The sequence below is a fragment of the Chryseobacterium sp. OV279 genome (assembly GCF_900128945.1).
Classification (GTDB): domain Bacteria; phylum Bacteroidota; class Bacteroidia; order Flavobacteriales; family Weeksellaceae; genus Chryseobacterium.
In genome coordinates this window covers 695,025-715,610 of record NZ_FQUD01000003.1, presented here as the reverse complement: position 1 = coordinate 715,610, position 20,586 = coordinate 695,025, and the positions used below count along the sequence as shown (strand labels likewise).

Sequence of the window (20,586 nt, the reverse complement as noted above, 5' to 3'; positions counted from 1 at the left end):
TTAAATTATTTTAAAGCTCTTGTAACCACTTTGCAGTCTGCAGGCTCCAGTTTTTGTCCGTCCTTGTAGCTGATCTTTTTTTCATCGGCATATTTAGACTGGCCGTCTTCTTCCTTGTGATCACCAATTCCTTCCGTTAAAGTATTGTCTTTCTGAATAAAGAAAATATCTCTCTTGCTTTTTGTTCCTTCAGATTGGAATTCATACGTCAGTTTTAATGTATCTCCTGATTTAAACCCGGTTACATCTCCTTTTGAACTGTCTTTTTCATTGTTTTTATAGGCCAATTTTCCGGTAATCGTTCCCAGATTGTCATCGATGGATGCAAAGACGCTGTCTTTTCCTGTAACAGCCATATAGCAGAATGATTTTGGTCCCAGTGTATCTACCACAGGTTCAATCACCGCAGCTGTATCAACTTTAGCTGTTGGAGCCGGAGTTTCTGTTTTTTTATTACAGTTCATCAGTAAAACCGATACTGAACCCAGTAAGATTAATTTTTTCATACCCAATGTTGTTATATTAAATTCAAATTTCAATCTACTAAATTAGTAATAGTATTTAAATATGAAAGAAAATTAGATACAAATAGAAATAATTCTCCGTAAACATATTCTGTAATTTCTTCCAAATAAACAGGATTGATAATTTTTATTAAATTTTTTATATGAATCTAAAACCAACTTGGGCACGATAAATGATGACTATTAATCTTTTAATTTCACAGTTATGACACGATTATTTAAGATGGCAGTTTTGGGCTGGCTTGCTTTGGGTTTACAGCTTTTCACAGCACAAACGCCTCAGAATTATATTTACACTTCATCCGGAGACCTGAAAAACATTGAAAAAATGATTACCAGGAAAGATATTGGCGGAGTACAGATCGTGTATAGCTGGAGAGCCTTAGAAACCGCAAAAGATGTTTATGATTTTTCCAGAATTGAAAATGATCTGAACTATTTGTCAGGCCTGAATAGAAAATTATTCATCCAGCTTCAGGACCGCTTCTTTGAACCGGAAGCCAGATATGTCCCGGATTATATTTTAACCGAAAAAGAGTATAACGGAGGTTTGGTTCCTCAATATGATAATCCCGGTGAGAATAAACCTGTCGGAAATGGTTGGGTAACACAGCAGTGGAATCCTACTGTTCAACAGAGATATCAGAAGCTGATAGGAGAACTGGCGAAAAAATTTGATGGGAAAATTCAGGGAATCAATTTACCTGAAACTTCCATAGACATTGATATGAAAAAGGATAAAACGGGCTTCAGCTGTGACCTATATTTTCAGGCTGAACTTGATAATTTAAAGTACGCCAGAAATGCTTTTAAAACTTCCTATGTGCTGCAATATGTGAATTTTTTTCCATGTGAATGGGAGAATGATCATCAGTATATGTCGAGATTATTTGAATTTGCCTATAAAAATAACATCGCATTGGGCGGACCGGACATTGTTCCCAACAAAAATGCTCAGATGAAAAATTCCTATCCGTTTTTCAATCAATATAGAGGAAAACTATCTTTAGTAGCTATGGCGGTGCAGGAACCGACTTTAACGTATAAAAATCCAAAAACGAAGAAGCCTTTTACCAAGGAAGAGTTCGTGGATTATGCTGAGCATTATTTGGGTGTGAATATTATTTTTTGGAGTGTAGAATCGCCGTGGCTTAGAAAGGATTAATTTAATTGGGGCTCTGATAGATCGAGGCATATATTTTTAAGCTCCCGCAGATTTTACAGATTAAACAGATGTTCGCGCTTAATCAACTTAATAGCATGAAAAGAATCTGCATCATCAGCTTGATCTGCGAGAGCTTAAAATCAATATTTTAAAATAAAAGTTTTGAAGAATAATAAGAATCCGAACCTTGTTACACTTTCAACATTCCTCTAAAACCCCTCGCTGCATAATAAGAATCTGCACCATTATGATACATGAAAACCGTGTTGTACCGACGGTCACAGAAGACAGCGCCTCCCAATTCTCTTATGTTTTCGGGTGTTTTAACCCAGCTTGATGTTTTTAAATCAAATTTTCCCAGTTCCTGAAGTTGGCGGTATTGTTCCTCAGTCAGGAGTTCTATTCCCATTTCAGTGGCTTTATCAATGACATTGCTTTCGGGTTTATTGGCTTTGCGGGAGTCCCAGGCCTGGTAATCGTAGCATAGGCTTCTGCGTTTCGGGCTTTCGGCGGAACAATCGAAGAAGATGTATTCATCTGTTTTTTTGTCGTAATCTACTACATCCGGTTCACCTTCTGTTTCTTCCATTGCATTCAATGACCATAGCTTTTCAGGAGCTGCATCCAGTTTTGACTGTATTTTTTCCCAGCTCAGGCCTTTATGGCGGTTCATATTTTTCTCAAAACGGGTTTTTAAGACTTTTAAAAGTTCTCCGCTTTGTTCGGCTGTTAGTTTATTTTTGCTCATATTTTATGTATTAAAGTGATTGTATTTGATGTTTTTTAATCTCTGTTTAATTAAAAGTAGATATTTTTCGGTCTGCAGGTCTGAAATACCATGAAATACCGACTAAAATTAACAATAATAAAGCAGGAAAGGTTCGTCCCAAAGTATCACCAACAATGATGTGAGAGATAAAAGCGCCTGACATAACGAAGAAAAATCCGGCATATGCCCATTCTTTCAATAGCGGCCGTTTTGGGATAAGAACCGCGATGACACCCAGAAGTTTCCAAACGCCGATGATGGTCATCAGGTAAGCGGGGTAACCAAGAGTGGTGAAGTTGGCGAGTTCGTCTTTGTTTTTCATGAGCTGGACGATGGCGGTAGATACCATTCCAAGTGCCATCCAGATCGTGAAGATCCAATAAATGATTCTGTTTCTTTTTTGTGATTTGTTCTGTGTTTCCATAGTCGTTTTTATTATTATGTAAGGAAGTCAGAAGCTCGAAGCGGGAAGTTATTGAAGTCCAAAGATAGAATACAATCTGTTTTTATTAATCTTCTTGGAACTATTTCAAGACATTTAAAAGGAATTGTTAAATACTTACCGGCCAATAGTAACTTCCATCCTCCAGCTTTCATCTTCCTTCCTTTTAATTATAACTTCTTGTTCCGAACTCAGATTAAGTTAATCTTTCAGACCTTTTCCTGTAAGGATCTGAGGAATATATTTTTGAATTCTTTCTTCTCTTGTTTTTGATTGTTTTGCTGAAGAAAAATGGAGCAGGTAGGCTCTTTGTCTCCCGGGAGTAAGGGCTTCGAAAGCTTCCTTTAATTCCGAATTTTGATCTAATTTGTTTTGAAATTCTTCAGGCGTTTCGAAGTCTTTGGTTTTCTTCATCGGAACTTTTATCCCTGATTTTTCAGCTTCTACCGCTTCATACACATAGATTGGAATCACTTTTTCTAGATCAATGATTTCTTTCAGTACTGTAAAACGGATTTGTCGTGCAGCCTGTACATTTTCGGACTGCTGGATCAAAATATGATGGGTGTCATTAAGTAAAGCTCCTTTAAAAAAGAGTAGGGCACAGTATTCTTTAAATCCGTGGATCAGCACGATATTTTTGCCATGATAGGTATAGCATGGACAGCCCCATTTCAGTTCTTCTTCAAGACCTGTATTGAGAAGGATTGTTCTTAACCTTTTGAATTCTTTCTGCCATTGAGTGGCTTCATCGAAGAAAAAATTAACTTTTGGATTCATGGTGGTGAGTTTGAGGGTTTGTGTGTTTGAGAGTATTAGAGTGGGAGGGTTCGAGGGGATTTGAGTTTGAATGTATTAGATTTTGGGGGATGATTTAAAACTGCGACCTTCTAACATCTAATTTCTAATTTCTATTTTCTAAAAATTTCTTCCAATCTGTTATGCGCCATGTTCAGCCCCTGTGCGAAAGGTAGTTTCAGCATTTGATCTCTGACATCAACAGATTTGTAGATAGTTTGGATAGTGAGTTTACTGGTGTGATCTGTGAGTTTTTCAAATTCCAAAAAATCAAGCTGAACAGGGAAAGGGATGTTTTCCATCTGGAAAGTTCTTGTGATTTTCTGCTCGGGAACAAATTCGTGGATGGTTCCATTGGCCCGGAAAACCACATCGCCCTGAGGATTGGATGTTTCAAACTCATAGCCGCCATGTGGTTTGTTTTCAAGCTTCAGAACTTTAGTATTCATCCATTGTTCAACAATTTCTGTTTCGGTATAAGCTTTGAAAAGTAATTCTACCGGAAGATCAAATTCCCTTGTGATGAATATTTCCTGTTTGCCGTCTTCGGCGTGAATTTTTGTTTTGAGTTCCATATTTTGAGTTTGAGTGTTTGAGAGTAGTAGAGTGGGAGAGTGGGAGAGTTTGAGGATTGGTTGTGAAATATTACTTATTGCCCATTACTCATTACTTATCTTTTTCTGATAGGCTTTCATTACACTTTCCAGCTTATTGAACCGGTCGTCCCACATCTGGCGGAAAGGTTCAATAAAATCGGCTATTTCTTTCATTTTATTGGGATTTAGGTGATAGATAATTTCACGGCCGTTCTGTTCAGACCTTAGCAATTCACATTCTGTAAGGATCTGAAGATGTTTGGAAACGGTAGGTCTAGCGGTATCGAAATTGGAAGCGATGGCTCCGGCCGTCATGGACTGTGCGGCCACCAGCATCAGGATAGATCTTCTGGTAGGGTCTGCGATAGCCTGGAATACATCTCTTCTTAAATTCATTGTGTAGTTATTTGACTACAAATTTAAATGAAGTTATTTGACTACGCAAGTTTTTTTTGATAAATTGTTGATTTTAAACAAAGAAGCTCTAGAATAGATGATCCGAGAGCATGTTGTATAAAGGATTGAGCTGTTATTCTTATCTCCCGCAGATCTTGAAGATTGAGCGGATGCTTACGTTTAATTTTTAATAATTTGATATAAGATCGTAGTTAAAATATAATCTGTGTAATTCGTTTAATCTGCGTGAGATTAAATATGCATCCTGTTGGAAACGCAAAGTTTAAATTAATGCTGTTTATTTTAGGGGTGCAAAGAGGAGACAAGTGAACTTGTCTGATGAAGCGAAAGTTAAGCTGGCCGCCTTCGGCGGCCGAGCCTTTTCCCCTTAAATTTGAATGATCTTTTCCTTAGTAATGGATATATAAAGTGCCGTTTATTATTTTATCTTTTTCATCGCAAATATTTCATTCTCTTTTTTGCCTTTGATAGTGCCAGAAATCTCAGCAATTAGAGAATTTTTACTGATTTTTTTATAGGTAATGATTTGTGGAAAGTCGTTCTGTTGGTTTTCAAAGATTAGAGAAGTAGGTTTTGAGCCGGAAGTTGATACAAAATCAACGGGGATTTCATCATGCTGACCTTTTACAGTGACCATATAATGTAGCTTTTTGTCTTTTTCTACCAGCTTTACAAATTCAAACATGATGGTGTCTTTTTTGTTCAGATAATAGCTTTTTGCCTGGAATTCGGTATCGCTTTTTCTGGTCCAGGTTTCATAGAGGCTTCCTTTGGGCGTTTTGGTTTCCCATGTACCGATGAGCCATTCCAGTTTTTGGATTTCATTGTGCTGTAGAGTCCAGGCAGAGAGAATTGCCAGGATAATGGCGGAGAGAATCAGTTTTGTTTTCATTGTCTTGATTTTTATGATGAAGACAAAGTTCAGCATATGATTAAGCTTATAATTGTAAAAATGCGACAAGGTTAATCTGTGCCGAAAAAAAGGAAAGACATTTTCAGATTTTCACCGTAAAATTCTTTAGGAGTCAGTCCCGTGAATTCTTTGAAATCCTTTATAAAATGGGCTTGGTCATAGTATTCGGATTCGTGCGCTAAAGCCGTAAGTGTTGTAAATTCGTTATTGAGTAGGAGTTTCAGCGTTGTTTGCAGTCTTATTGTTTTGGAGAGCTGTTTAGGACTTAAACCTATGGCAGAAGAAAACTTTCGTTCGAGCTGTCTACGGTTGATATTGGTCTGTTTGGAAAGTTCACCGATTGAAATCTGACCATTAGCAGTAATAATAGTATCTATTGTAGAACGTACAATTTTGTCAATGGCACCGGCATCCAGTCTTTTGAGTAAAAAGTCTTCAACAACCTGTATTTTTTCTTCTGGTGTTTTGGTTTTTAGCATATTTTTCTCCAGCTCAATTCCGTCTTTTCCGAAGAGTTTATCGAGGGAAACGGCTTTATCATCCATTTCTTTAATGGGAATTGTGGCAAACGGAATAAAACCCTCATACTGAAAACGTACAGAAAACATTCCTGTAGTCCCCGTAGATTCTATAACCAATGGTTTGGTAAGCTGGCCGAAAACACAGCTCCTGGGCTGAACCACAGCCTGGCCATCATCCATATATTGTTTGTAAAGGTCACCATAATGAAAAATCATTTCCATACAACCGTCCGGAACAATGGTTTGCTGCTGAGGAACGTCTTCCTTAGGGCTTTCCAGGGTCCAATAGCACTTGATAAGAGCGGAGAGTTTAGGACTAGGTTGGAAGGTTTGATAATTCATTATTTAATCTTTTATTTTTCATCAGTCTGACTTTTAAAACTACTGAATAAAATCGAGATAGATAAATCACATAAAATATCACTAATTTGTGATTTATATTTGTTTCTAAAATTAAAAAACGCAGAAGTTTTATATCTTCTGCGTTTCGTTTAGATGGATTAGCTAGATTTTTTTCTCATTGAAATCAATGTCTGCAAAACAACCGAAGTAATAATCAGTGAAATGCCTATATAAAATGCCAGTCTAACTTCTTTGCTTTCCCCGAAAAATAAAAATGCCATAATGATCGCATAAACCGGTTCCAGATTGAACGTTAAATTTACAGTGAAGGCCGGAATTTTCTTTAAAACCTCTGCAAATGCCACATATAAACCAACTGTACAAAAAAGTGCTAAAATGCCCAAATAAGCCGTGTTTTTTAAGTCAGGGACTATGCTATCTGCCGGGAAAATGAGGAGATATATGGGCAAAAATGCTCCGAGGCCTAAAGTTCCGCCCATCATCTGATAAAAGTTGATGACTTTGGTATCAAAGTGTCTCACCAGCCAGTTATTATAAATGGTATAGAGGGCACCAAAAGCGGAAGAAATTACACCTAAAATAATTCCAAGCTGATAAGAAGTGTCGAAATGAAAAATCAGGCTGATCCCAAACAAAGTCAATGTACTGAGAAGCAATTCTGAAATTTTAAATTTTTCCTGATCAATCAAATTGAAATATTGGAGTATTTAATGCTGGCGTAGAAGAAAAGCCAGTGAAGTGTGATGAGCAGCCCAGCTTTCATTATACGTACTTTTTCCTGTGCAGAAATGCTGTAGGGGATTCTCAGCAGTTTTAAAATAACAAATAAAATGATGGACGAAAAGAAAAGTCTGTACCAGACGAGTAGTCCTTCATTTAAAGAGATGAGTTTTCCGAAAATGCCTGTAAAGCCGGCCAGGATAACGGCCAGATGCAATAATAAATATGATTTTTTCATTGAGAATGAACTGTAAAGATTTGTAATACTATTTTTTATCAGAATTTGAAGCATTCATATTTGTGCCGATAAAAATTTAACGGCATGAACATACTTCGAATGGAATTGAAAATATTAGAATCCTGGAGGAGGCAAACAGCTCGCGTGGTTCATATCTATTGTATTGAGATCAAATATAGGTAAAACAGACTAAAACACGATGATTAAGGTCTTAAAAATTATGTAATTTAGTACAGAAAAGAATTTTGTTTTAGATGATATGGAATTACGAAAGGAAATTGAGCCTGATTTTACGACTGCTGAAAAGCTTTATCCTGAGGTATTACGGCTTATTTTAGAATATACGGATTACTGTGATGAGCATGGTGATGAAGATCATTCAGCTTACCAAAAACTTGAGAATACGCTGCATGAAATGACAGGGAAGGAGATGTCCGGATTTAATCTCTGGGAATGGTGGGAAGAGGATGGAGCGGAGAATCTGGCCTTTGATATAGCTTTACCGGAACCTATCATCGTGGAAGGCATCATGAAAACTGAAGTTTCGGAGATCGTAAGACGGCTGAAAACTTTTGAAATACCTGATAAAGAAGATTTTAAATCGCTGTTTTACAGTCATGTATGCTTTGGGAATGGTTATTTTCATCAGTTTTTGAAGCTGAATTTCAGAACGTATAATGTAAAACTGTTCCAAAGAAATAAAGACAAAAACGGGAATTATTTTGAATACAGCCAGGAAGAAACAACGGAAAAGTTGTGGAATGACGGAAAATATTAGCCTGATTTTAAATCTGTTATAATTTCAATTTAACATAATGTATACGAAAATATTAGAAAAATTAAATGTTTTAGGTGCCAATACAGAACACGTACGTGCAGAAAAAACCTTTGCAGAAAACTGGCAAAGCATCCAATTCAGCTCTTATCTGTATGATAAAGAATGGGATGTGTATGGGATTGATGCATTTTACGAAAAGAATAAAGAGACGTATACCGACCATAATGAAAAATTCTACGAAGATTTGGTTGAGCATTATTTTTCAGAGCATGAGCAAACGTATGGACAGGATTTTTATAAAGACTGGCTGTTTACGCCCTTCAAAAAAGATTCAAAAGATGATGGTGAACTTGAGGGATTTGTAGAAGAAGCTGAAGTCAGAGAAACTGTACAGGGAACAGAAATGGATTTTATCTGTATTATCTATTCTTATGGATATCCGGATCATTACTTTGTTTGCTTAACGGATCCAAATCCAATGAACCCGACAGTTTACAGTACAGATCATGAAGTTTATTTCGAGGAGATTGAGAATGAAGGAAGCCTGGAAGACTTTCTGGACAGATACATGACCAAGGAAGAGTTTGTGAACGTTGTCAAAGACTATCTGGAAGAGAAATTCGGAAAGTAGCAGATATTGAATGTTTTTTAAGGTAAAACTCTGTAATTATATTTTGCCTATAATTTATATTATGTTAAATTGTATATTTTACCAGTTTTACATCTGAGATATTTTCCACTGTAAAAAAGAGATTATTAATGGTGAGTTTTATTCGTCAGTCCTATTGGTGGCAATTACTCTATTTTTTCTATTTTATCCTCTAACAGTTTGTATTCTTTAGTCTTATAATTTGCTGTCATTCTATAATAAGAAACCCAAACGTCTTTGTCGTTAATAGTATCCCAACCTTCTACAGATACCTTATAGTCTGTCGTTGAATTTTCAATTGGTGTCATATAATAAACCAGTCCATTGCCTTCTTTATCCATTTGATCATCTCTCTTCCTGATAAAGTCAACTTTGTCTAAAATTGCAGTAATTTGCTTTTCCTTTTCATATTCTTCCCCTATTTCTTTTTCAAATTGAGCATTCCAATTTTTGCCGTATTTCTTTTCAATGTTTTTATTGACTCTGTCATTTATAGTCTTTACACTGTCAACCAATTCTTTTGAAACCACACAACCTGCAACTGATTTGAATTTTATTGCCCACTTTTCGGCAATGATATTTCTTGAATTTTGTCTTTCCATATCAGGTAGTCCATACATCAATAAAGTGTAATCATTTTCTGTTTTCAATGCATCAACTTTTTTTTCTTGTTCGTTACAGGACTGAATTAATATTGTCAATACAATCAGTAAATAGTTCATCCTTATTTTTCTCATTTCGTGTCTTTTATAATGGCTGCCAACTTTCAAATCTACACAAAGTATCAATCTTCTCTATGAAGTTAAATATTGTTTTCCAGTTAATGTTGATGTTTAAAGATAATAATTCTCCTCTATATTTAGCTCTATAGATTAGATCTACTTTTTTCAGGCAAGCGTAATTTTTAAAGTTTCTTTTGACTACGCTGTTAATAGTTTAAATTCTTTATTTAGTGATTCATAATTAATTTTATTTATCTAATATTCAATTATAATTAAAAAAAATAATCAAAAATATTATTTCAATACATGGTGTATTATATTTTTTAGTATTTTTGAGCACTATCAAATTAATTTTAAAATATGAAAAAAGTATTTTTTTTGTCTTTTCTATCTTCTCTATCAATGATTTCATGTTCATTGGAAGGTTCTGAAGAAAACAAACTGACGAGTAACCCATTAGAAGGGCGTACTAACCAATCTATTCCGTCTAAAAGTCAAGCCATTGGTGACTTCAAAAAAGCATTAGCGGATGCCAATAACCCCACACTTGTTAAAGAAGAAATTGCAAACAATTCAGGAAGCCAGGGATTTGGCCCTTCAAGGAAAAAAATCTTATTGGAACCGGCAAAAATGGTTTTACTGTCAACAGGAATGACTAAAGATAAAGTCAATGGTTTAGAGGATGATGCCATTATTTCACAAGCCTTTATTTCAATTTCAAATGAACAAAAACCATAATACATCACATACAATATGAGAAAAATTCTTCCACTGCTTTTAGTTCTTTTAGCTGTCATTATTAAAGCTCAGCAATACCCGTTAGTCGTTTATAATTTCAGTCCTGTTGCTGTTGCTAAATTGAAAATTAAAGTCACAGACCCTACAACATGGCAATCTGATTGCCATCCGATTGCTTCAGGAGAGACATCAGGATTAATTCAACCTGGCACCACGGTTACTTATGATTTGATGAGTACGAGTGGATCAAAAACGCCACCAATAAATCAATGGGATATTATGTCACACTATATAGGTATTCCTGATGCCATATATAACGTAAGTGCCGGGGCATCCATACCAACTGCTATCACATCTATTATTAATTGGCAGAGTATTACAATCGTGTTTGTAAATGGCGAAACAATTGATGTAGGAAGAGGTTGTACACCGCCGGGTAATCCTACATACAATTCGGGAGCCACTCCATCAGGCAGAACCGCTGCTACTAATACTTTGGCTGCACCTGCCCAACAAATTCTTACAATATTCTAAGAATTTTTGATTCTGCCTATAAAAGAAATAGCCCTACAATTGTTTGTTGTAGGGCTATTTTTTAGGGTTTAAATGAAGACTCTGAAGTCTATTTCTTAACTATTTTAGTAAAAGTTGTATGGCCTTTTAACAGATAGTTTCCTGATGGATATCCGGTAAGGTCGATCTGGTTTTTCCCTTTACTTAAAGGTATATTTTTAATCATTTTACCGGTGCTGTCATATAGATAAGCATTTTCGTTTTCAGCAGACTCCACGGTGATCATTCCTGTTGTTGGATTAGGATAAGCCGGAGTTTTTAATTGTGCTGAAGTTTCCACGGTTGATAAACTTCCATTACAAGCAGCATTATACGTATCTCCAATAATGTTAAAACCTTTGTTTACCAATTGAGCTCTTGCCATAATGGCTTGCGGTGTAGAATAGGTCAACCCTGTTGCATCAATGGTTCCGGATGTTATTCCTGAGCTGGCCCATGTAGGATTATTAATGAGAGCAATTAGAAATTTATTATAATTGGTACATGATAAACGTGTATTTTTTAATCCGAAATAGATTGAATTCGAAAGAAAGTTTTGAAGCTTAATATTCCAGGTAGAAATATCCTGATTAAATTGCGAAGCACCATTTAACATATTAAATCCAATATTAATATTAACCTTACTAACATCCCAATTTCCAATAGGCTGATTAAAGGATGTAGCATTCGTAAACATCTGCTCAAAATCTTTTACATTACCTGTATTCCAATTGTTAAGTGGCTGATTAAAGGAGGTGGCATTAGCGAATACATAGCGGAAATTAGTAGCATTTGAGGTATTCCATGAATTTAATGGCTGGTTGAAAGCCACTGCAAATGTAAACATTGAAGAGAAATTGGTTCCGGACACCGTATTCCAGTTAGAAATATTTTGATTAAAAGAAGATGCCAACGCAAACATATCACTGAAATTTGTAACATTCGCCGTATTCCAGGTTCCAATAGGTTGATTAAATAATGTTGCCCTGCTAAACATTCCACTCATATTCGTAATGGTGCCTGTATTCCAGGTAGAAAATGAATTATTGCCAACCAAAGATGGACAATAAGAGAACATTTCAGATAAATTACTAATTTGTGTCAGATTTGGGGCATCTGTAGCAGTGACATCAAGGTTCGGACATCTTGAGAATCCCCTGTTGAATTGCTCCAGCCAAATGATATTTCCCCATTGATTAACTTCGGTGAGTTCCGGGTTTTCAGTGAGAACATTGATATTAGCCTTAAATCCATAAAATAATCCACTGCCATTAGACACCTTCACTTTGTAGGTGGCCTGAACCGGATTGGTGTTTAAAGAGGTGCCAAAAGAAATGATAGTAGGACTGCTGCTGCTGGATGTAACAGAACTGACTACTCCATTATGTTGAGGATATCCTACTTCCTCCCAGTTAATGGTGTAGCTGGTACCGGTACCGCCAAAAGATATGGCATTATCGATTGTACCCGTTACATTGGGTTTCCACGAAGTGATAAATTCAGTCTGTGCATAAGAACTGAAAAATAAAAATAGAAAAATGGTTATTAGCTGTTTTTTATACATAATTTAAAAAATTTCACAAAAATAAGAGTTATTTTAAAAAAAATAAGAAAGTATGGTTAATTTAAAATGAATTATTTCTCTTGCCTGACTGTCAGTTGGCTACCAGTACTCTCCTGTTTCGCCACAAGGATTGTTGGAATTAACTTCACATTCTGAATTTTCATAATCATTATTTTAAGGTTAAAATTAGGTTTGGTAAGACAATAATTTCCCGGGATTGTTTATCTTATCTCTCATACAAAGATATAGACGCACAACGACAGAACATGTCGCAATAAAATTATTACGACATTATTTTGAATATTTTTCGTTATGATATTTGATCAGATTATGATAAAAATAAATATTCATTAAAGGAATGTATTAATTACACTGTAAGCACTATTTTTCCGGCGGTACGGCGCGTTTCTACCTGTTGATGTGCTTCTGCCATAGAAGTAAAAGGGTAAGTTTTAGCAATGCCAGATCTTATCATATCTTTAAAAGTCTTCCTGTTATCGGTTTTTTAAATCTGTTTTCTCTATATAAAGTATGTCTATACTGTTATCTTCAAAACAGTGGATCGTGATAGGCATATTAACATACATTTCATGATAAGGAAGACTGGGTTTTATCACCATTGTTACAGACCAGGAATCTATAGATCTGTATTCTGTCTGGATATTGTATTTAAATCCCTTATTGGTCCAGTTTTTAGAGATGGACAAAATAACGGTATTAACGACCAGTTTATCTTCCCGCTTAAGGTTTTTAAAAGAATTTCTATAAAAAGGAATCACAAACCGGATGAGCAGAAATGTACAAAAAAAGATCATAGCAATGCAAAAATAAGTACCTCCGTCAGGGGTGCCGCTCATGATATCCTGAATGGCTGCGAAACCCATAAGTACGAAAGCCGGAAGAAGAATAGGAATGAAAATCAATCCAATAATCACTCTTGTTTTTAGGACAAACTTTAGTTTTTTCTTTTCTTCGGCGGTAAGGGGCTCTTTTAGTATATGTGTAAACATTATGGGTTACTTCTGTTTTTTGAGATGAATGATTTTATTTACTCTCATCGGATGATAGAGGTATTCTACCACAACTCCATCAACAGGCTGGTTGTGTTCTTTTAAATAATCCAGGACATTGCCATTGGGATCAGCCTGATTTAATTTAGCTATACCTATCAGTTTGCCGTTGGTATCATAACTTTCTACTACTTTGGCCGTAAAATAAGTCTCCTGTCGAATTCCATACCTCATTCCATCATAAATAATTTCCGCGACTAGTTCATCATTCATGCTCATCAAAATGATGTCATAATCCGGAGAGCCTTCAGGATCACCTTTATAATAATACATATCTGAGCTCATCTGTTTATCATTGACATACAAAGCGGTCCCTTTTTTTCTGCCGGTCTCATCAAAGGAATGGATCTTACCATTCAGGACTCCGTTTTTCAGCTCTGAGGATTCTATCAGGCGTCCGTTTTCTGCATAAAATTTAGCCACACCATCAAATTTTCTCTCCGTTTTAGAATTGGACAAAGCTTCAAAATAAAGTTTTCCGGATTTGTAATAATCTTGAAATAAGTACTTTTTCCCGACAGGCTTAGGCACTGGTGTGTAGTAAACCATTTCCTTTTTGGATACGGGCTGCCAGTTTTCGTCGAAATAGATAATCCCTGTCTGATCCGGGAAGCTTCCCAGATAAAGCAGTTTGAACAGGATTAAAAAAGGAATTGTAGGCATAGTAAAATCAGGTTATTGATTGTATTCCAGCACATCTGCAATCAGAAAAGAATTTCCGGAAGGAATTACTTTGATATCTCTTTTATAATTAATCTTAGCTTCCGTATCTGTAATAACAGTTTCAAACAGATACGCATCGCCGATCTTTTTGATGAAAACACAACGGGTCACTTCTATAAATCCGTAATCTGATCCGGAAACCAAATAACCATTACCTATGCCTGCATATTGACAGTTAAAATCTTTAGACCATTTTTTTTCGAATGCTTTCTTTGTCATACCTCCATCCATATCCACTTCTACAGCATCATCTTTATAGGCCATATATCGGGCAGTATAGATGGGTCTATGTTTTCCCTCTGCCTCTTCATTCGTATTTTCTGCCATACCGTTGGCTTTATTTAAAGTATTGGCAACCGTACGGGTGATCCAGGTCTTTGCTTTTTCAATTTCCTTAGCTTCTTTTGTTGCATTTTGCTGAACAACAGGCTTTGTAGCTGGTGCCTTTTTTTGTGCATATGCCTGATTCAGTGTATTTAATGATAGAATGACAGCTGTAATGATAATTTTTTTCATCTTTTTGGGTTGATTTAATGTATTGCAATGTAGTGATTATGGCAGAATTTATACCTGATCAGTAATCAATACAGTACCAATTATTTCCATCACTCTGTATAGTGATTCTGTCACCCGGGCCTTTGGTTCCGGCGGCACCGTTTCCAAGGACGTAAACCTGCGTAGAAGACATCACAGAGCCGTCATCATCTTTTGCATAAATAACAGGTTGGCTTAAAGTTAAACCATATTCTTTAAAAACCGTGAAATCACTGTTCCACTCACCGTGACCATTGGTGCCACCGTTCAGAGAAGTGATTTTGTAGATGCGTCCTTTGTATGTGGCCGGATCTGGTATCGTAAAAGTGACATGGCTTGCTTCGTCTTTTGATACCCCGGTGAAAATGACAGAATAATCTCTGTCGGTAAGGGTATAGTTGTTCTCAGTAGTGACTACAGGCATTGCTAATGATCCGTTTACCTGTAAAACACTGTTCGGAATTGTAGTGCCAATACCCAGATTTCCTCCTGGAGTGAGCACAACATCATTAGCTTGCTGGGCAAGTGTAGGAAGACCGTTTGCGTTGTTATCTTTTCCTCCATCGATGTGAAATGCGCCTTGAGGATTTTGAGTGTTGATACCTATCTGTGCATGTGTAGCGAAGCATACTGATAAAAAGAATGCTGTGAATAATTTGTTTTTCATAATTTTTTAAGATCCCATTTTGTTTTTTGTGCAAAAAGAAGACAAAGAACTGTCTTAATTGGCAATTTGGGCTTGACAAAAATCAAGAATTTGTAAAAAGAGTGTTTTCAGATTGTATGTGCTGAAGAAAATGAGCTGTTTTTTATATTGCAAAGTCAGAGATTCGCACAAAAAAACCGCTCTTTTCAGAGCGGTATAATTTTTAATTTTACTGGCTTGGATTAGCAAGTAGATCCACAAGAAAGGACCTGGATGTGTACAACACCGTTTACAACGCACTGTACCTGGCACAATGTATTCCCTACAAGAACACCTACACCGTTTACAGCACCTCCTACTGTATTGGTAACGCCACCTACAACGCCACCTACGATAGTACCTACACCACCTACTACTCCACCAACTACTCCACCTAGTCCTCCGATAACACCTCCGATGTTATCAAAGATTCCGTCACCTGAAATAGTTTTCAATTCGTTTCTGTTCAATTTTTTGAAATTTTTCATGAGTATAATTTTATGTTGTTATTACATCACTAAGATAAGAATAATTACAATATGTTTATATTATTTCGAAAAAAATAATCAAATATATTTATAACTTAATATTTGATTAATATAAATGATATTTAATGAATATATCATTATTTGAATTATCTTTCATATTTTCATGAAAATGAACAATTTACAGGGTATATTCATTAAAATGAATTTTTCCCCTGAATTTTAAATTCTTATTGAACCATATAATTATTTCTAATTTCTTTTAAAAATTACCACGGAATTCGCTACCCGATTCTCAATCCATTTTCTTTAAAATTGGGTTATTGAAAGAAAACAATCAGGGTTCATTTACGCTTATTGAATTATGTTTTTATTAAAAAATGTTATTTAATTTTTGTATATTTACAAAAATGTCTATTAATACTTTATAAAATAAGTTGTAAACATTCATAATTTTTAAATAAAATAAAATGAGAAATGTTTACCAAAACGAAAGTAATGGGCATAGCATCGGCAACATACCGAAGAAATCTATCACTATTGCGTACTTAATCTTAGTACATCGTTTACCGGACCAATTTAAACGTCTTTTCAAAGCCATTTACGATCCTGCCAACTTTTACCTTATCCATATCGATAAAAAAGCCAACCTGGAAATTGGTGAAGATGTTAATGTGTTTTTACAGAAATATCCGAATGTCCATATCCTTAAAAGTAAAAACGTCGTATGGGGAGGCTACAGCATGGTGCAGGCCGAGCTGGACGGAATGAAATATCTTTTGGAGATGAATATGAAGTGGGATTATTTCATCAATTTAAGCGGCCAGGATTATCCACTAAAATCGCAGGAGATCATCAAAGACTTTCTGTCAAAGAATAATGGAAAGAGCTATATAAAAATTGCTGATCAGAAAAAAAGCAGACCTGAGACCATGAACAGGATCGAGAATTATTTTGAAGAGGCTGATGATAAGATTTCGGAGAAAACCCATACAAGAGGGTTTATGAAAGATGTTATTCCTTATATAGGCGGGCAATGGATGATCCTCACCAGAAGCTGTTGTGAATTTATATGCAACAGTACCGAGGTGAAAAAGTTTGAAGACTATTATCTGAATACCTTAATTGCAGATGAATCTTTCTTCCAGACCGTGCTAATGAATACTTCTTTCGATGGTATTCTGGTAGATGATGACAAAAGAGCAATCATCTGGATTCCTGACGGTGATATTAAACTACGCCCAAAAACGTTTACGGAAACAGATCTGGATTTCCTACAGACCGGCAATCACCTGTTTGCCCGGAAATTTGATGATAATATTGATAAGCAAATCATCGAAGGGATTCAAATTCAATTTAACGAGCCCTTTAAAACATTAATAAAGATAAATGATATAAAAGATATCAGCAAAAGTTTCAACCATTTAAACTAAAATTCTTCATCAGAAACCCTTCATGGATGAATCAACCTTGTATGATTTTACTCTGAAGCGGTAGCTACTTCTGAAAGGTCAGTATTCCTGTACATATAATTTACAGGTGTACTGTCTTCTTTGGAGGAATTGTTTCCGGGCACTTCCATGCCTTTTATAAATCCGTCTTTTATACTTGTAAAATTGATCAGGGTTTCAGAAAATTTCCCACCTCTTGAAAAAGAATATTTATAGTCAAGGACACCTCTATTATTAATAAAAACAGCATAATAGGTATCCCAGTTATTTCCGCCTTCACGCCCTTCTATCGAAAAAGGCATCATGGCATCATCCAAATGATCATCATTTAAATCTCCGATAAGAATGGGCCGCTCCAGATCAAAAATAGATCCGTCCATCTTATTATTGCCATTAAAATCCAATTCTTGGCTAAAAAGTTTTGATTTTTTTGCTTCATTGAAAGCAGTCAATACCGCAGTGGTATCAATAACAGGTATTTTCATATCCGCCACAAGCGTATCCTTGTGCTTTACAGAAATCTTATCGATATGGACCGTATCGCTGGTTTTCTTATTTTTCAGATCTGTCTTTTCAGTGGGACTACAGCCTACCACTACGGCAGTGAAGAGTAATGGGAAGTATTTTTTATTTAAATACATCGTGAGAGGTTTAGGATCTAGATTTGTACCCATTTTTCAATTATTTCTTTTCATCTTCCCGATCAAGTTCTTCCTGAATTTCAACTGAAGCTTTGGCCTGAGGAGATTTTAAACTTCCATGTTTTTCTCCTTCATCCCAGGTTTTAAAAGCTTTCTCTTTCAAACCTAATGCATAATAATAGCTGCCTAATACAGTATATCCTTCAGGTTCTCCAAGTTCTATAATCCTATCGGACAGCAAGATCAATTCAGGATGGGGTTTCAGTTTTTTTGAGGCAATTTTTCCGGGATCAGTCAGAAGATCTGGCGTATATTCCATCATCTTCAATCCGAAAAGATTCATACAGGCTTTAGCCAAACCCTTTCCACAAAGCTTTTCATTAATATCATTCATTTTACCGGAAACCAAAGCATCCAAGTCAAGCCCTGATTTAGATGATGTTTTGGTCTGATCATAATATTCCGCTAAAAGCTCAGCCTTTTTTTTAGCCTTAATCGAATCGTAGAATTTTCCGGTCTCCGGTGCATCTTTTTGATGAGTCCAGCTTCCTTTTTTGACCCAATTGGAAAGACCGATGAGTTTATCTTTTTTAATTTTGAAAATGAATATGCTTTTATCGGGGTAAACAATCAAGCTGTCATTTCTGGTAAAATAATCCCCATAATTCATGTCCGCTATTAAAACTTTTCCATTTCCTTCGAAGCTAAAGCCGTCGTAAAGAGTTTCAGAATTATCAGATTTATAATAGCCATGAAAAGAATTGTCTGCCTTCTGTGCTGACAAAATGCAGCCTGATACAATGAATAATAATCGAAATAATTTGTTTTTCATCACCTGTTAAATTCTAATGTTTTTTCCTTTTGTTTCTACAAAATTATTAAATAGGAACGGATATTGGCTTGATAAATGTCAAGAGGTTTTATTAAATATAATTCTCAGATGATAAATCTAAATCCATACAACACAAACCTCTTTGCAATCCGTGGTTAATTCTATACCAATTATTTAAAACATTAAGATAAATGAAGAAAGTAAGGTTAAATCTTTATCATTTTAAAAATTAAAATTTCAAGAAGAATGAACAGAATTAATACAAATTGATGTAGCTTCGCTTGCTGACGATAAAAAAACACTTCCCGATGAACTTAGATTTCACAAGACTCTTCCTGATTATTTCCTTACTCTTAAGTTTAATCTTCTTTTTTGTGAGTTTGACAGGGTTTACCAATCCTCAGATGTTTAAGAGAAAAGCTTCCCTCAAAGTTCCAAACAGATTTCTTCTGTTATTTATTTTTCTATTGATTTCAATTGGCTTTCTTCTGGCGGCAGTAGGACTTTTTGCAACCCTTCTTCATAGACGGTAATGTGCCTAACCATTTTAAAATTTAATTCATGCATCATCTGGGCCATCTTGTTTTGTAAAACTGGGTGACTAAAGCAGCTCAGAGTCTTCCTAATTTTGTCCTCAGAAAAACAAGATTTATGCAAGATTCTTTTAATATCCCGCAATTACTTTTACGATATGCATTAGGGATTACCTTCTTAACGCCTGTTGCAGACCGCCTGGGAATACTGGGAGCTCCGGGAACCGGAAACATTGAATGGGGAAACTGGAACAACTTTATAGATTACACTTCTACTTTGATGCCGGTATTTGAAAGGCCCATCGTTAATGTCATGGGAAGTATCGCTACAGTCGCTGAATTATGGGTAGGCATTTGTCTTATTATAGGGTTTAAAACCAAATATGCTGCGATCGGTGCTTCACTTATTACCCTGACCTTTATTCTGTTTATGACTCTTTCGGTGGGAATTCAAAAACCCATCAATTACGGGGTATTTACAGCTTCGGCAGCCGGATTTCTACTCTCTTTTATCCCTAATTATAAATGGAGTATTGATCATCTGTTGAATAATAAAGCAAAGTAAATACATCCAAAACAAATACTAAAAATTAAACAAACACATCATACAATGTCAACAAGAATTAAAATGGATCAGGTAGAACCCAATGGCTATAAAGCGATCCTCGGCCTTGAAAAATTCATCGAAAGCACAACCATTTCAAGAACACATAAAGATTTGATCAAGATCAGAGCCTCACAGATCAACGGATGTGCTTTCTGTATCGATATGCACACCAAAGAAGCCAGAAAAGCCGGTGAAACAGAACAGCGGATTTACGCATTGAATGCATGGAGAGACACGCCTTTCTTTACAGAAGAAGAACGCGCTGTTTTAGCCCTCACGGAAGAGGTAACCCTAATCAGTAATCATGTAAAGGATGAAACTTATGCCACTGCAGAAAAGCTGCTGGGAGAAACCTATCTGGCGCAGGTGATTATGGCTATTATCACCATCAATGCATGGAACAGGATCGGAATTACAACGATGTTGGTTCCTGCTCAGTATTAATAAACTAATACCACAGCTGGAAGCCGCTACAGGACAATAATTTTCAACAATTTCTGTAAATATATCCTTGTCAAGGTTCAAAACCTTGACAAGGATAATAATTAATGTAGTT

At 35.8% G+C, this 20,586-nt stretch carries 28 protein-coding genes; 8 read left to right on the top strand and 20 right to left on the bottom strand.

Annotated features, from left to right (window positions below; translation table 11 throughout):
- Positions 1-5: 5 nt before the first annotated feature.
- Positions 6-506 (bottom strand): hypothetical protein, encoded by a 501-nt coding sequence (locus BUA72_RS15680; RefSeq protein ID WP_072923797.1) that lies wholly within the window; start codon positions 504-506, stop codon positions 6-8.
- Positions 507-729: 223 nt separating this feature from the next.
- On the opposite strand from BUA72_RS15680, the gene BUA72_RS15675 reads away from it, so the two are divergent.
- Positions 730-1,689: a hypothetical protein gene (locus BUA72_RS15675; RefSeq protein ID WP_072923795.1), complete on the top strand. Its 960-nt coding sequence runs from the start codon at positions 730-732 to the stop codon at positions 1,687-1,689.
- A gap of 190 nt (positions 1,690-1,879) precedes the next feature.
- Here BUA72_RS15675 and BUA72_RS15670 read toward each other — a convergent pair whose 3' ends face one another.
- From BUA72_RS15670 to BUA72_RS24670, 9 genes are all read right to left on the bottom strand, one after another.
- On the bottom strand, positions 1,880-2,437 hold the full coding sequence (locus tag BUA72_RS15670; RefSeq protein WP_072923794.1) for a DUF4256 domain-containing protein: 558 nt from the start codon (positions 2,435-2,437) through the stop codon (positions 1,880-1,882).
- A gap of 46 nt (positions 2,438-2,483) precedes the next feature.
- Positions 2,484-2,882, bottom strand: a complete 399-nt coding sequence (locus BUA72_RS15665; RefSeq protein WP_047455535.1) for a DoxX family protein — start codon at positions 2,880-2,882, stop codon at positions 2,484-2,486.
- A 219-nt stretch (positions 2,883-3,101) separates the two neighbouring features.
- Positions 3,102-3,680 (bottom strand): YdeI/OmpD-associated family protein, encoded by a 579-nt coding sequence (locus tag BUA72_RS15660; protein WP_072923792.1) that lies wholly within the window; start codon positions 3,678-3,680, stop codon positions 3,102-3,104.
- A 131-nt stretch (positions 3,681-3,811) separates the two neighbouring features.
- A complete protein-coding gene (locus BUA72_RS15655) occupies positions 3,812-4,273 on the bottom strand; it encodes an SRPBCC family protein (protein WP_072923791.1) in 462 nt (153 codons plus the stop codon).
- 84 nt (positions 4,274-4,357) lie between these two features.
- Positions 4,358-4,690, bottom strand: a complete 333-nt coding sequence (locus tag BUA72_RS15650; protein ID WP_034725549.1) for an ArsR/SmtB family transcription factor — start codon at positions 4,688-4,690, stop codon at positions 4,358-4,360.
- Between the two features lie 439 nt (positions 4,691-5,129).
- Entirely contained in the window at positions 5,130-5,603 is a 474-nt protein-coding gene (locus BUA72_RS15645; RefSeq protein ID WP_139259627.1) for a DUF6265 family protein, read from the bottom strand.
- Positions 5,604-5,674: 71 nt separating this feature from the next.
- Positions 5,675-6,487: a helix-turn-helix domain-containing protein gene (locus BUA72_RS15640; protein ID WP_072923789.1), complete on the bottom strand. Its 813-nt coding sequence runs from the start codon at positions 6,485-6,487 to the stop codon at positions 5,675-5,677.
- Positions 6,488-6,645: 158 nt separating this feature from the next.
- Positions 6,646-7,197 (bottom strand): DMT family transporter, encoded by a 552-nt coding sequence (locus BUA72_RS15635; protein WP_228407896.1) that lies wholly within the window; start codon positions 7,195-7,197, stop codon positions 6,646-6,648.
- The gene (locus BUA72_RS24670) at positions 7,194-7,466 is read right to left on the bottom strand and encodes a DMT family transporter (RefSeq protein WP_228407895.1); all 273 of its coding nucleotides are present in this window, start codon (positions 7,464-7,466) and stop codon (positions 7,194-7,196) included. Before BUA72_RS24670 ends, BUA72_RS15635 begins: the two co-directional genes overlap by 4 nt.
- A 259-nt stretch (positions 7,467-7,725) precedes the next feature.
- Here BUA72_RS24670 and BUA72_RS15630 point away from each other — a divergent pair, with 259 nt between their 5' ends.
- Positions 7,726-8,244, top strand: coding sequence for a hypothetical protein (locus BUA72_RS15630; RefSeq protein WP_072923788.1), 519 nt, complete (start codon positions 7,726-7,728; stop codon positions 8,242-8,244).
- 37 nt (positions 8,245-8,281) lie between these two features.
- Positions 8,282-8,875, top strand: coding sequence for a hypothetical protein (locus BUA72_RS15625; protein WP_072923786.1), 594 nt, complete (start codon positions 8,282-8,284; stop codon positions 8,873-8,875).
- 164 nt (positions 8,876-9,039) lie between these two features.
- On the opposite strand, the gene BUA72_RS15620 is transcribed toward BUA72_RS15625, so the two are convergent.
- Entirely contained in the window at positions 9,040-9,630 is a 591-nt protein-coding gene (locus BUA72_RS15620) for an FEKKY domain-containing protein (RefSeq protein ID WP_072923785.1), read from the bottom strand.
- Between the two features lie 345 nt (positions 9,631-9,975).
- Here BUA72_RS15620 and BUA72_RS15615 point away from each other — a divergent pair, with 345 nt between their 5' ends.
- Together BUA72_RS15615 and BUA72_RS15610 are read left to right on the top strand one after the other, a co-directional pair.
- Positions 9,976-10,353 carry a hypothetical protein gene (locus BUA72_RS15615; RefSeq protein ID WP_139259626.1) on the top strand — a complete coding sequence of 126 codons (378 nt, stop codon included), beginning with the start codon at positions 9,976-9,978 and terminating at the stop codon, positions 10,351-10,353.
- 15 nt (positions 10,354-10,368) lie between these two features.
- Complete coding sequence (locus BUA72_RS15610) at positions 10,369-10,887, top strand: hypothetical protein (RefSeq protein WP_047455549.1); 519 nt, start codon at positions 10,369-10,371, stop codon at positions 10,885-10,887.
- Between the two features lie 88 nt (positions 10,888-10,975).
- Here the strand turns inward: BUA72_RS15610 and BUA72_RS15605 are convergent, their stop codons facing one another.
- The 7 genes from BUA72_RS15605 to BUA72_RS24505 form a co-directional block, all read right to left on the bottom strand.
- Positions 10,976-12,469: a BspA family leucine-rich repeat surface protein gene (locus BUA72_RS15605; protein ID WP_072923781.1), complete on the bottom strand. Its 1,494-nt coding sequence runs from the start codon at positions 12,467-12,469 to the stop codon at positions 10,976-10,978.
- Positions 12,470-12,836: 367 nt separating this feature from the next.
- Positions 12,837-12,944, bottom strand: coding sequence for a zinc-binding dehydrogenase (locus BUA72_RS24850; RefSeq protein WP_072923780.1), 108 nt, complete (start codon positions 12,942-12,944; stop codon positions 12,837-12,839).
- 19 nt (positions 12,945-12,963) lie between these two features.
- A complete protein-coding gene (locus BUA72_RS15595) occupies positions 12,964-13,479 on the bottom strand; it encodes a hypothetical protein (RefSeq protein WP_139259625.1) in 516 nt (171 codons plus the stop codon).
- A 6-nt stretch (positions 13,480-13,485) separates the two neighbouring features.
- Positions 13,486-14,202, bottom strand: a complete 717-nt coding sequence (locus tag BUA72_RS15590; protein ID WP_072923777.1) for a toxin-antitoxin system YwqK family antitoxin — start codon at positions 14,200-14,202, stop codon at positions 13,486-13,488.
- A gap of 12 nt (positions 14,203-14,214) precedes the next feature.
- Positions 14,215-14,778, bottom strand: coding sequence for a hypothetical protein (locus BUA72_RS15585; RefSeq protein WP_072923775.1), 564 nt, complete (start codon positions 14,776-14,778; stop codon positions 14,215-14,217).
- Between the two features lie 58 nt (positions 14,779-14,836).
- Positions 14,837-15,463, bottom strand: coding sequence for a hypothetical protein (locus BUA72_RS15580; protein ID WP_072923773.1), 627 nt, complete (start codon positions 15,461-15,463; stop codon positions 14,837-14,839).
- A 221-nt stretch (positions 15,464-15,684) separates the two neighbouring features.
- On the bottom strand, positions 15,685-15,969 hold the full coding sequence (locus BUA72_RS24505) for a bacteriocin-like protein (protein ID WP_034725567.1): 285 nt from the start codon (positions 15,967-15,969) through the stop codon (positions 15,685-15,687).
- A gap of 467 nt (positions 15,970-16,436) precedes the next feature.
- Here BUA72_RS24505 and BUA72_RS15570 point away from each other — a divergent pair, with 467 nt between their 5' ends.
- The gene (locus BUA72_RS15570) at positions 16,437-17,399 is read left to right on the top strand and encodes a beta-1,6-N-acetylglucosaminyltransferase (protein WP_083544230.1); all 963 of its coding nucleotides are present in this window, start codon (positions 16,437-16,439) and stop codon (positions 17,397-17,399) included.
- 47 nt (positions 17,400-17,446) lie between these two features.
- Here BUA72_RS15570 and BUA72_RS15565 read toward each other — a convergent pair whose 3' ends face one another.
- Both BUA72_RS15565 and BUA72_RS15560 read right to left on the bottom strand, forming a co-directional pair.
- Positions 17,447-18,091, bottom strand: coding sequence for a hypothetical protein (locus BUA72_RS15565; RefSeq protein WP_072923771.1), 645 nt, complete (start codon positions 18,089-18,091; stop codon positions 17,447-17,449).
- 7 nt (positions 18,092-18,098) lie between these two features.
- Entirely contained in the window at positions 18,099-18,890 is a 792-nt protein-coding gene (locus BUA72_RS15560; RefSeq protein WP_072924152.1) for a hypothetical protein, read from the bottom strand.
- A gap of 651 nt (positions 18,891-19,541) precedes the next feature.
- Between BUA72_RS15560 and BUA72_RS15555 the strand changes: the two genes are divergently transcribed.
- Together BUA72_RS15555 and BUA72_RS15550 are read left to right on the top strand one after the other, a co-directional pair.
- Positions 19,542-19,988 carry a DoxX family protein gene (locus BUA72_RS15555; RefSeq protein ID WP_072924149.1) on the top strand — a complete coding sequence of 149 codons (447 nt, stop codon included), beginning with the start codon at positions 19,542-19,544 and terminating at the stop codon, positions 19,986-19,988.
- 45 nt (positions 19,989-20,033) lie between these two features.
- Entirely contained in the window at positions 20,034-20,474 is a 441-nt protein-coding gene (locus BUA72_RS15550; protein ID WP_072923770.1) for a carboxymuconolactone decarboxylase family protein, read from the top strand.
- Positions 20,475-20,586 lie beyond the last annotated feature (112 nt).

Bases quoted from the DNA above. Each gene is read 5' to 3' on its own strand.
- BUA72_RS15565 (WP_072923771.1), bottom strand. From the start codon at position 18,091: ATGGGTACAAATCTAGATCCTAAACCTCTCACGATGTATTTAAATAAA.
- BUA72_RS15665 (WP_047455535.1), bottom strand. From the start codon at position 2,882: ATGGAAACACAGAACAAATCACAAAAAAGAAACAGAATCATTTATTGG.
- BUA72_RS15570 (WP_083544230.1), top strand. From the start codon at position 16,437: ATGAGAAATGTTTACCAAAACGAAAGTAATGGGCATAGCATCGGCAAC.
- BUA72_RS15650 (WP_034725549.1), bottom strand. From the start codon at position 4,690: ATGAATTTAAGAAGAGATGTATTCCAGGCTATCGCAGACCCTACCAGA.
- BUA72_RS15670 (WP_072923794.1), bottom strand. From the start codon at position 2,437: ATGAGCAAAAATAAACTAACAGCCGAACAAAGCGGAGAACTTTTAAAA.
- BUA72_RS15630 (WP_072923788.1), top strand. From the start codon at position 7,726: ATGGAATTACGAAAGGAAATTGAGCCTGATTTTACGACTGCTGAAAAG.
- BUA72_RS15615 (WP_139259626.1), top strand. From the start codon at position 9,976: ATGAAAAAAGTATTTTTTTTGTCTTTTCTATCTTCTCTATCAATGATT.
- BUA72_RS15595 (WP_139259625.1), bottom strand. From the start codon at position 13,479: ATGTTTACACATATACTAAAAGAGCCCCTTACCGCCGAAGAAAAGAAA.
- BUA72_RS15655 (WP_072923791.1), bottom strand. From the start codon at position 4,273: ATGGAACTCAAAACAAAAATTCACGCCGAAGACGGCAAACAGGAAATA.
- BUA72_RS24850 (WP_072923780.1), bottom strand. From the start codon at position 12,944: ATGATAAGATCTGGCATTGCTAAAACTTACCCTTTTACTTCTATGGCA.
- BUA72_RS15585 (WP_072923775.1), bottom strand. From the start codon at position 14,778: ATGAAAAAAATTATCATTACAGCTGTCATTCTATCATTAAATACACTG.
- BUA72_RS15675 (WP_072923795.1), top strand. From the start codon at position 730: ATGACACGATTATTTAAGATGGCAGTTTTGGGCTGGCTTGCTTTGGGT.
- BUA72_RS15660 (WP_072923792.1), bottom strand. From the start codon at position 3,680: ATGAATCCAAAAGTTAATTTTTTCTTCGATGAAGCCACTCAATGGCAG.
- BUA72_RS24505 (WP_034725567.1), bottom strand. From the start codon at position 15,969: ATGAAAAATTTCAAAAAATTGAACAGAAACGAATTGAAAACTATTTCA.
- BUA72_RS15555 (WP_072924149.1), top strand. From the start codon at position 19,542: ATGCAAGATTCTTTTAATATCCCGCAATTACTTTTACGATATGCATTA.
- BUA72_RS15605 (WP_072923781.1), bottom strand. From the start codon at position 12,469: ATGTATAAAAAACAGCTAATAACCATTTTTCTATTTTTATTTTTCAGT.
- BUA72_RS15640 (WP_072923789.1), bottom strand. From the start codon at position 6,487: ATGAATTATCAAACCTTCCAACCTAGTCCTAAACTCTCCGCTCTTATC.
- BUA72_RS15550 (WP_072923770.1), top strand. From the start codon at position 20,034: ATGTCAACAAGAATTAAAATGGATCAGGTAGAACCCAATGGCTATAAA.
- BUA72_RS24670 (WP_228407895.1), bottom strand. From the start codon at position 7,466: ATGAAAAAATCATATTTATTATTGCATCTGGCCGTTATCCTGGCCGGC.
- BUA72_RS15580 (WP_072923773.1), bottom strand. From the start codon at position 15,463: ATGAAAAACAAATTATTCACAGCATTCTTTTTATCAGTATGCTTCGCT.
- BUA72_RS15625 (WP_072923786.1), top strand. From the start codon at position 8,282: ATGTATACGAAAATATTAGAAAAATTAAATGTTTTAGGTGCCAATACA.
- BUA72_RS15620 (WP_072923785.1), bottom strand. From the start codon at position 9,630: ATGAGAAAAATAAGGATGAACTATTTACTGATTGTATTGACAATATTA.
- BUA72_RS15590 (WP_072923777.1), bottom strand. From the start codon at position 14,202: ATGCCTACAATTCCTTTTTTAATCCTGTTCAAACTGCTTTATCTGGGA.
- BUA72_RS15680 (WP_072923797.1), bottom strand. From the start codon at position 506: ATGAAAAAATTAATCTTACTGGGTTCAGTATCGGTTTTACTGATGAAC.
- BUA72_RS15560 (WP_072924152.1), bottom strand. From the start codon at position 18,890: ATGAAAAACAAATTATTTCGATTATTATTCATTGTATCAGGCTGCATT.
- BUA72_RS15645 (WP_139259627.1), bottom strand. From the start codon at position 5,603: ATGAAAACAAAACTGATTCTCTCCGCCATTATCCTGGCAATTCTCTCT.
- BUA72_RS15610 (WP_047455549.1), top strand. From the start codon at position 10,369: ATGAGAAAAATTCTTCCACTGCTTTTAGTTCTTTTAGCTGTCATTATT.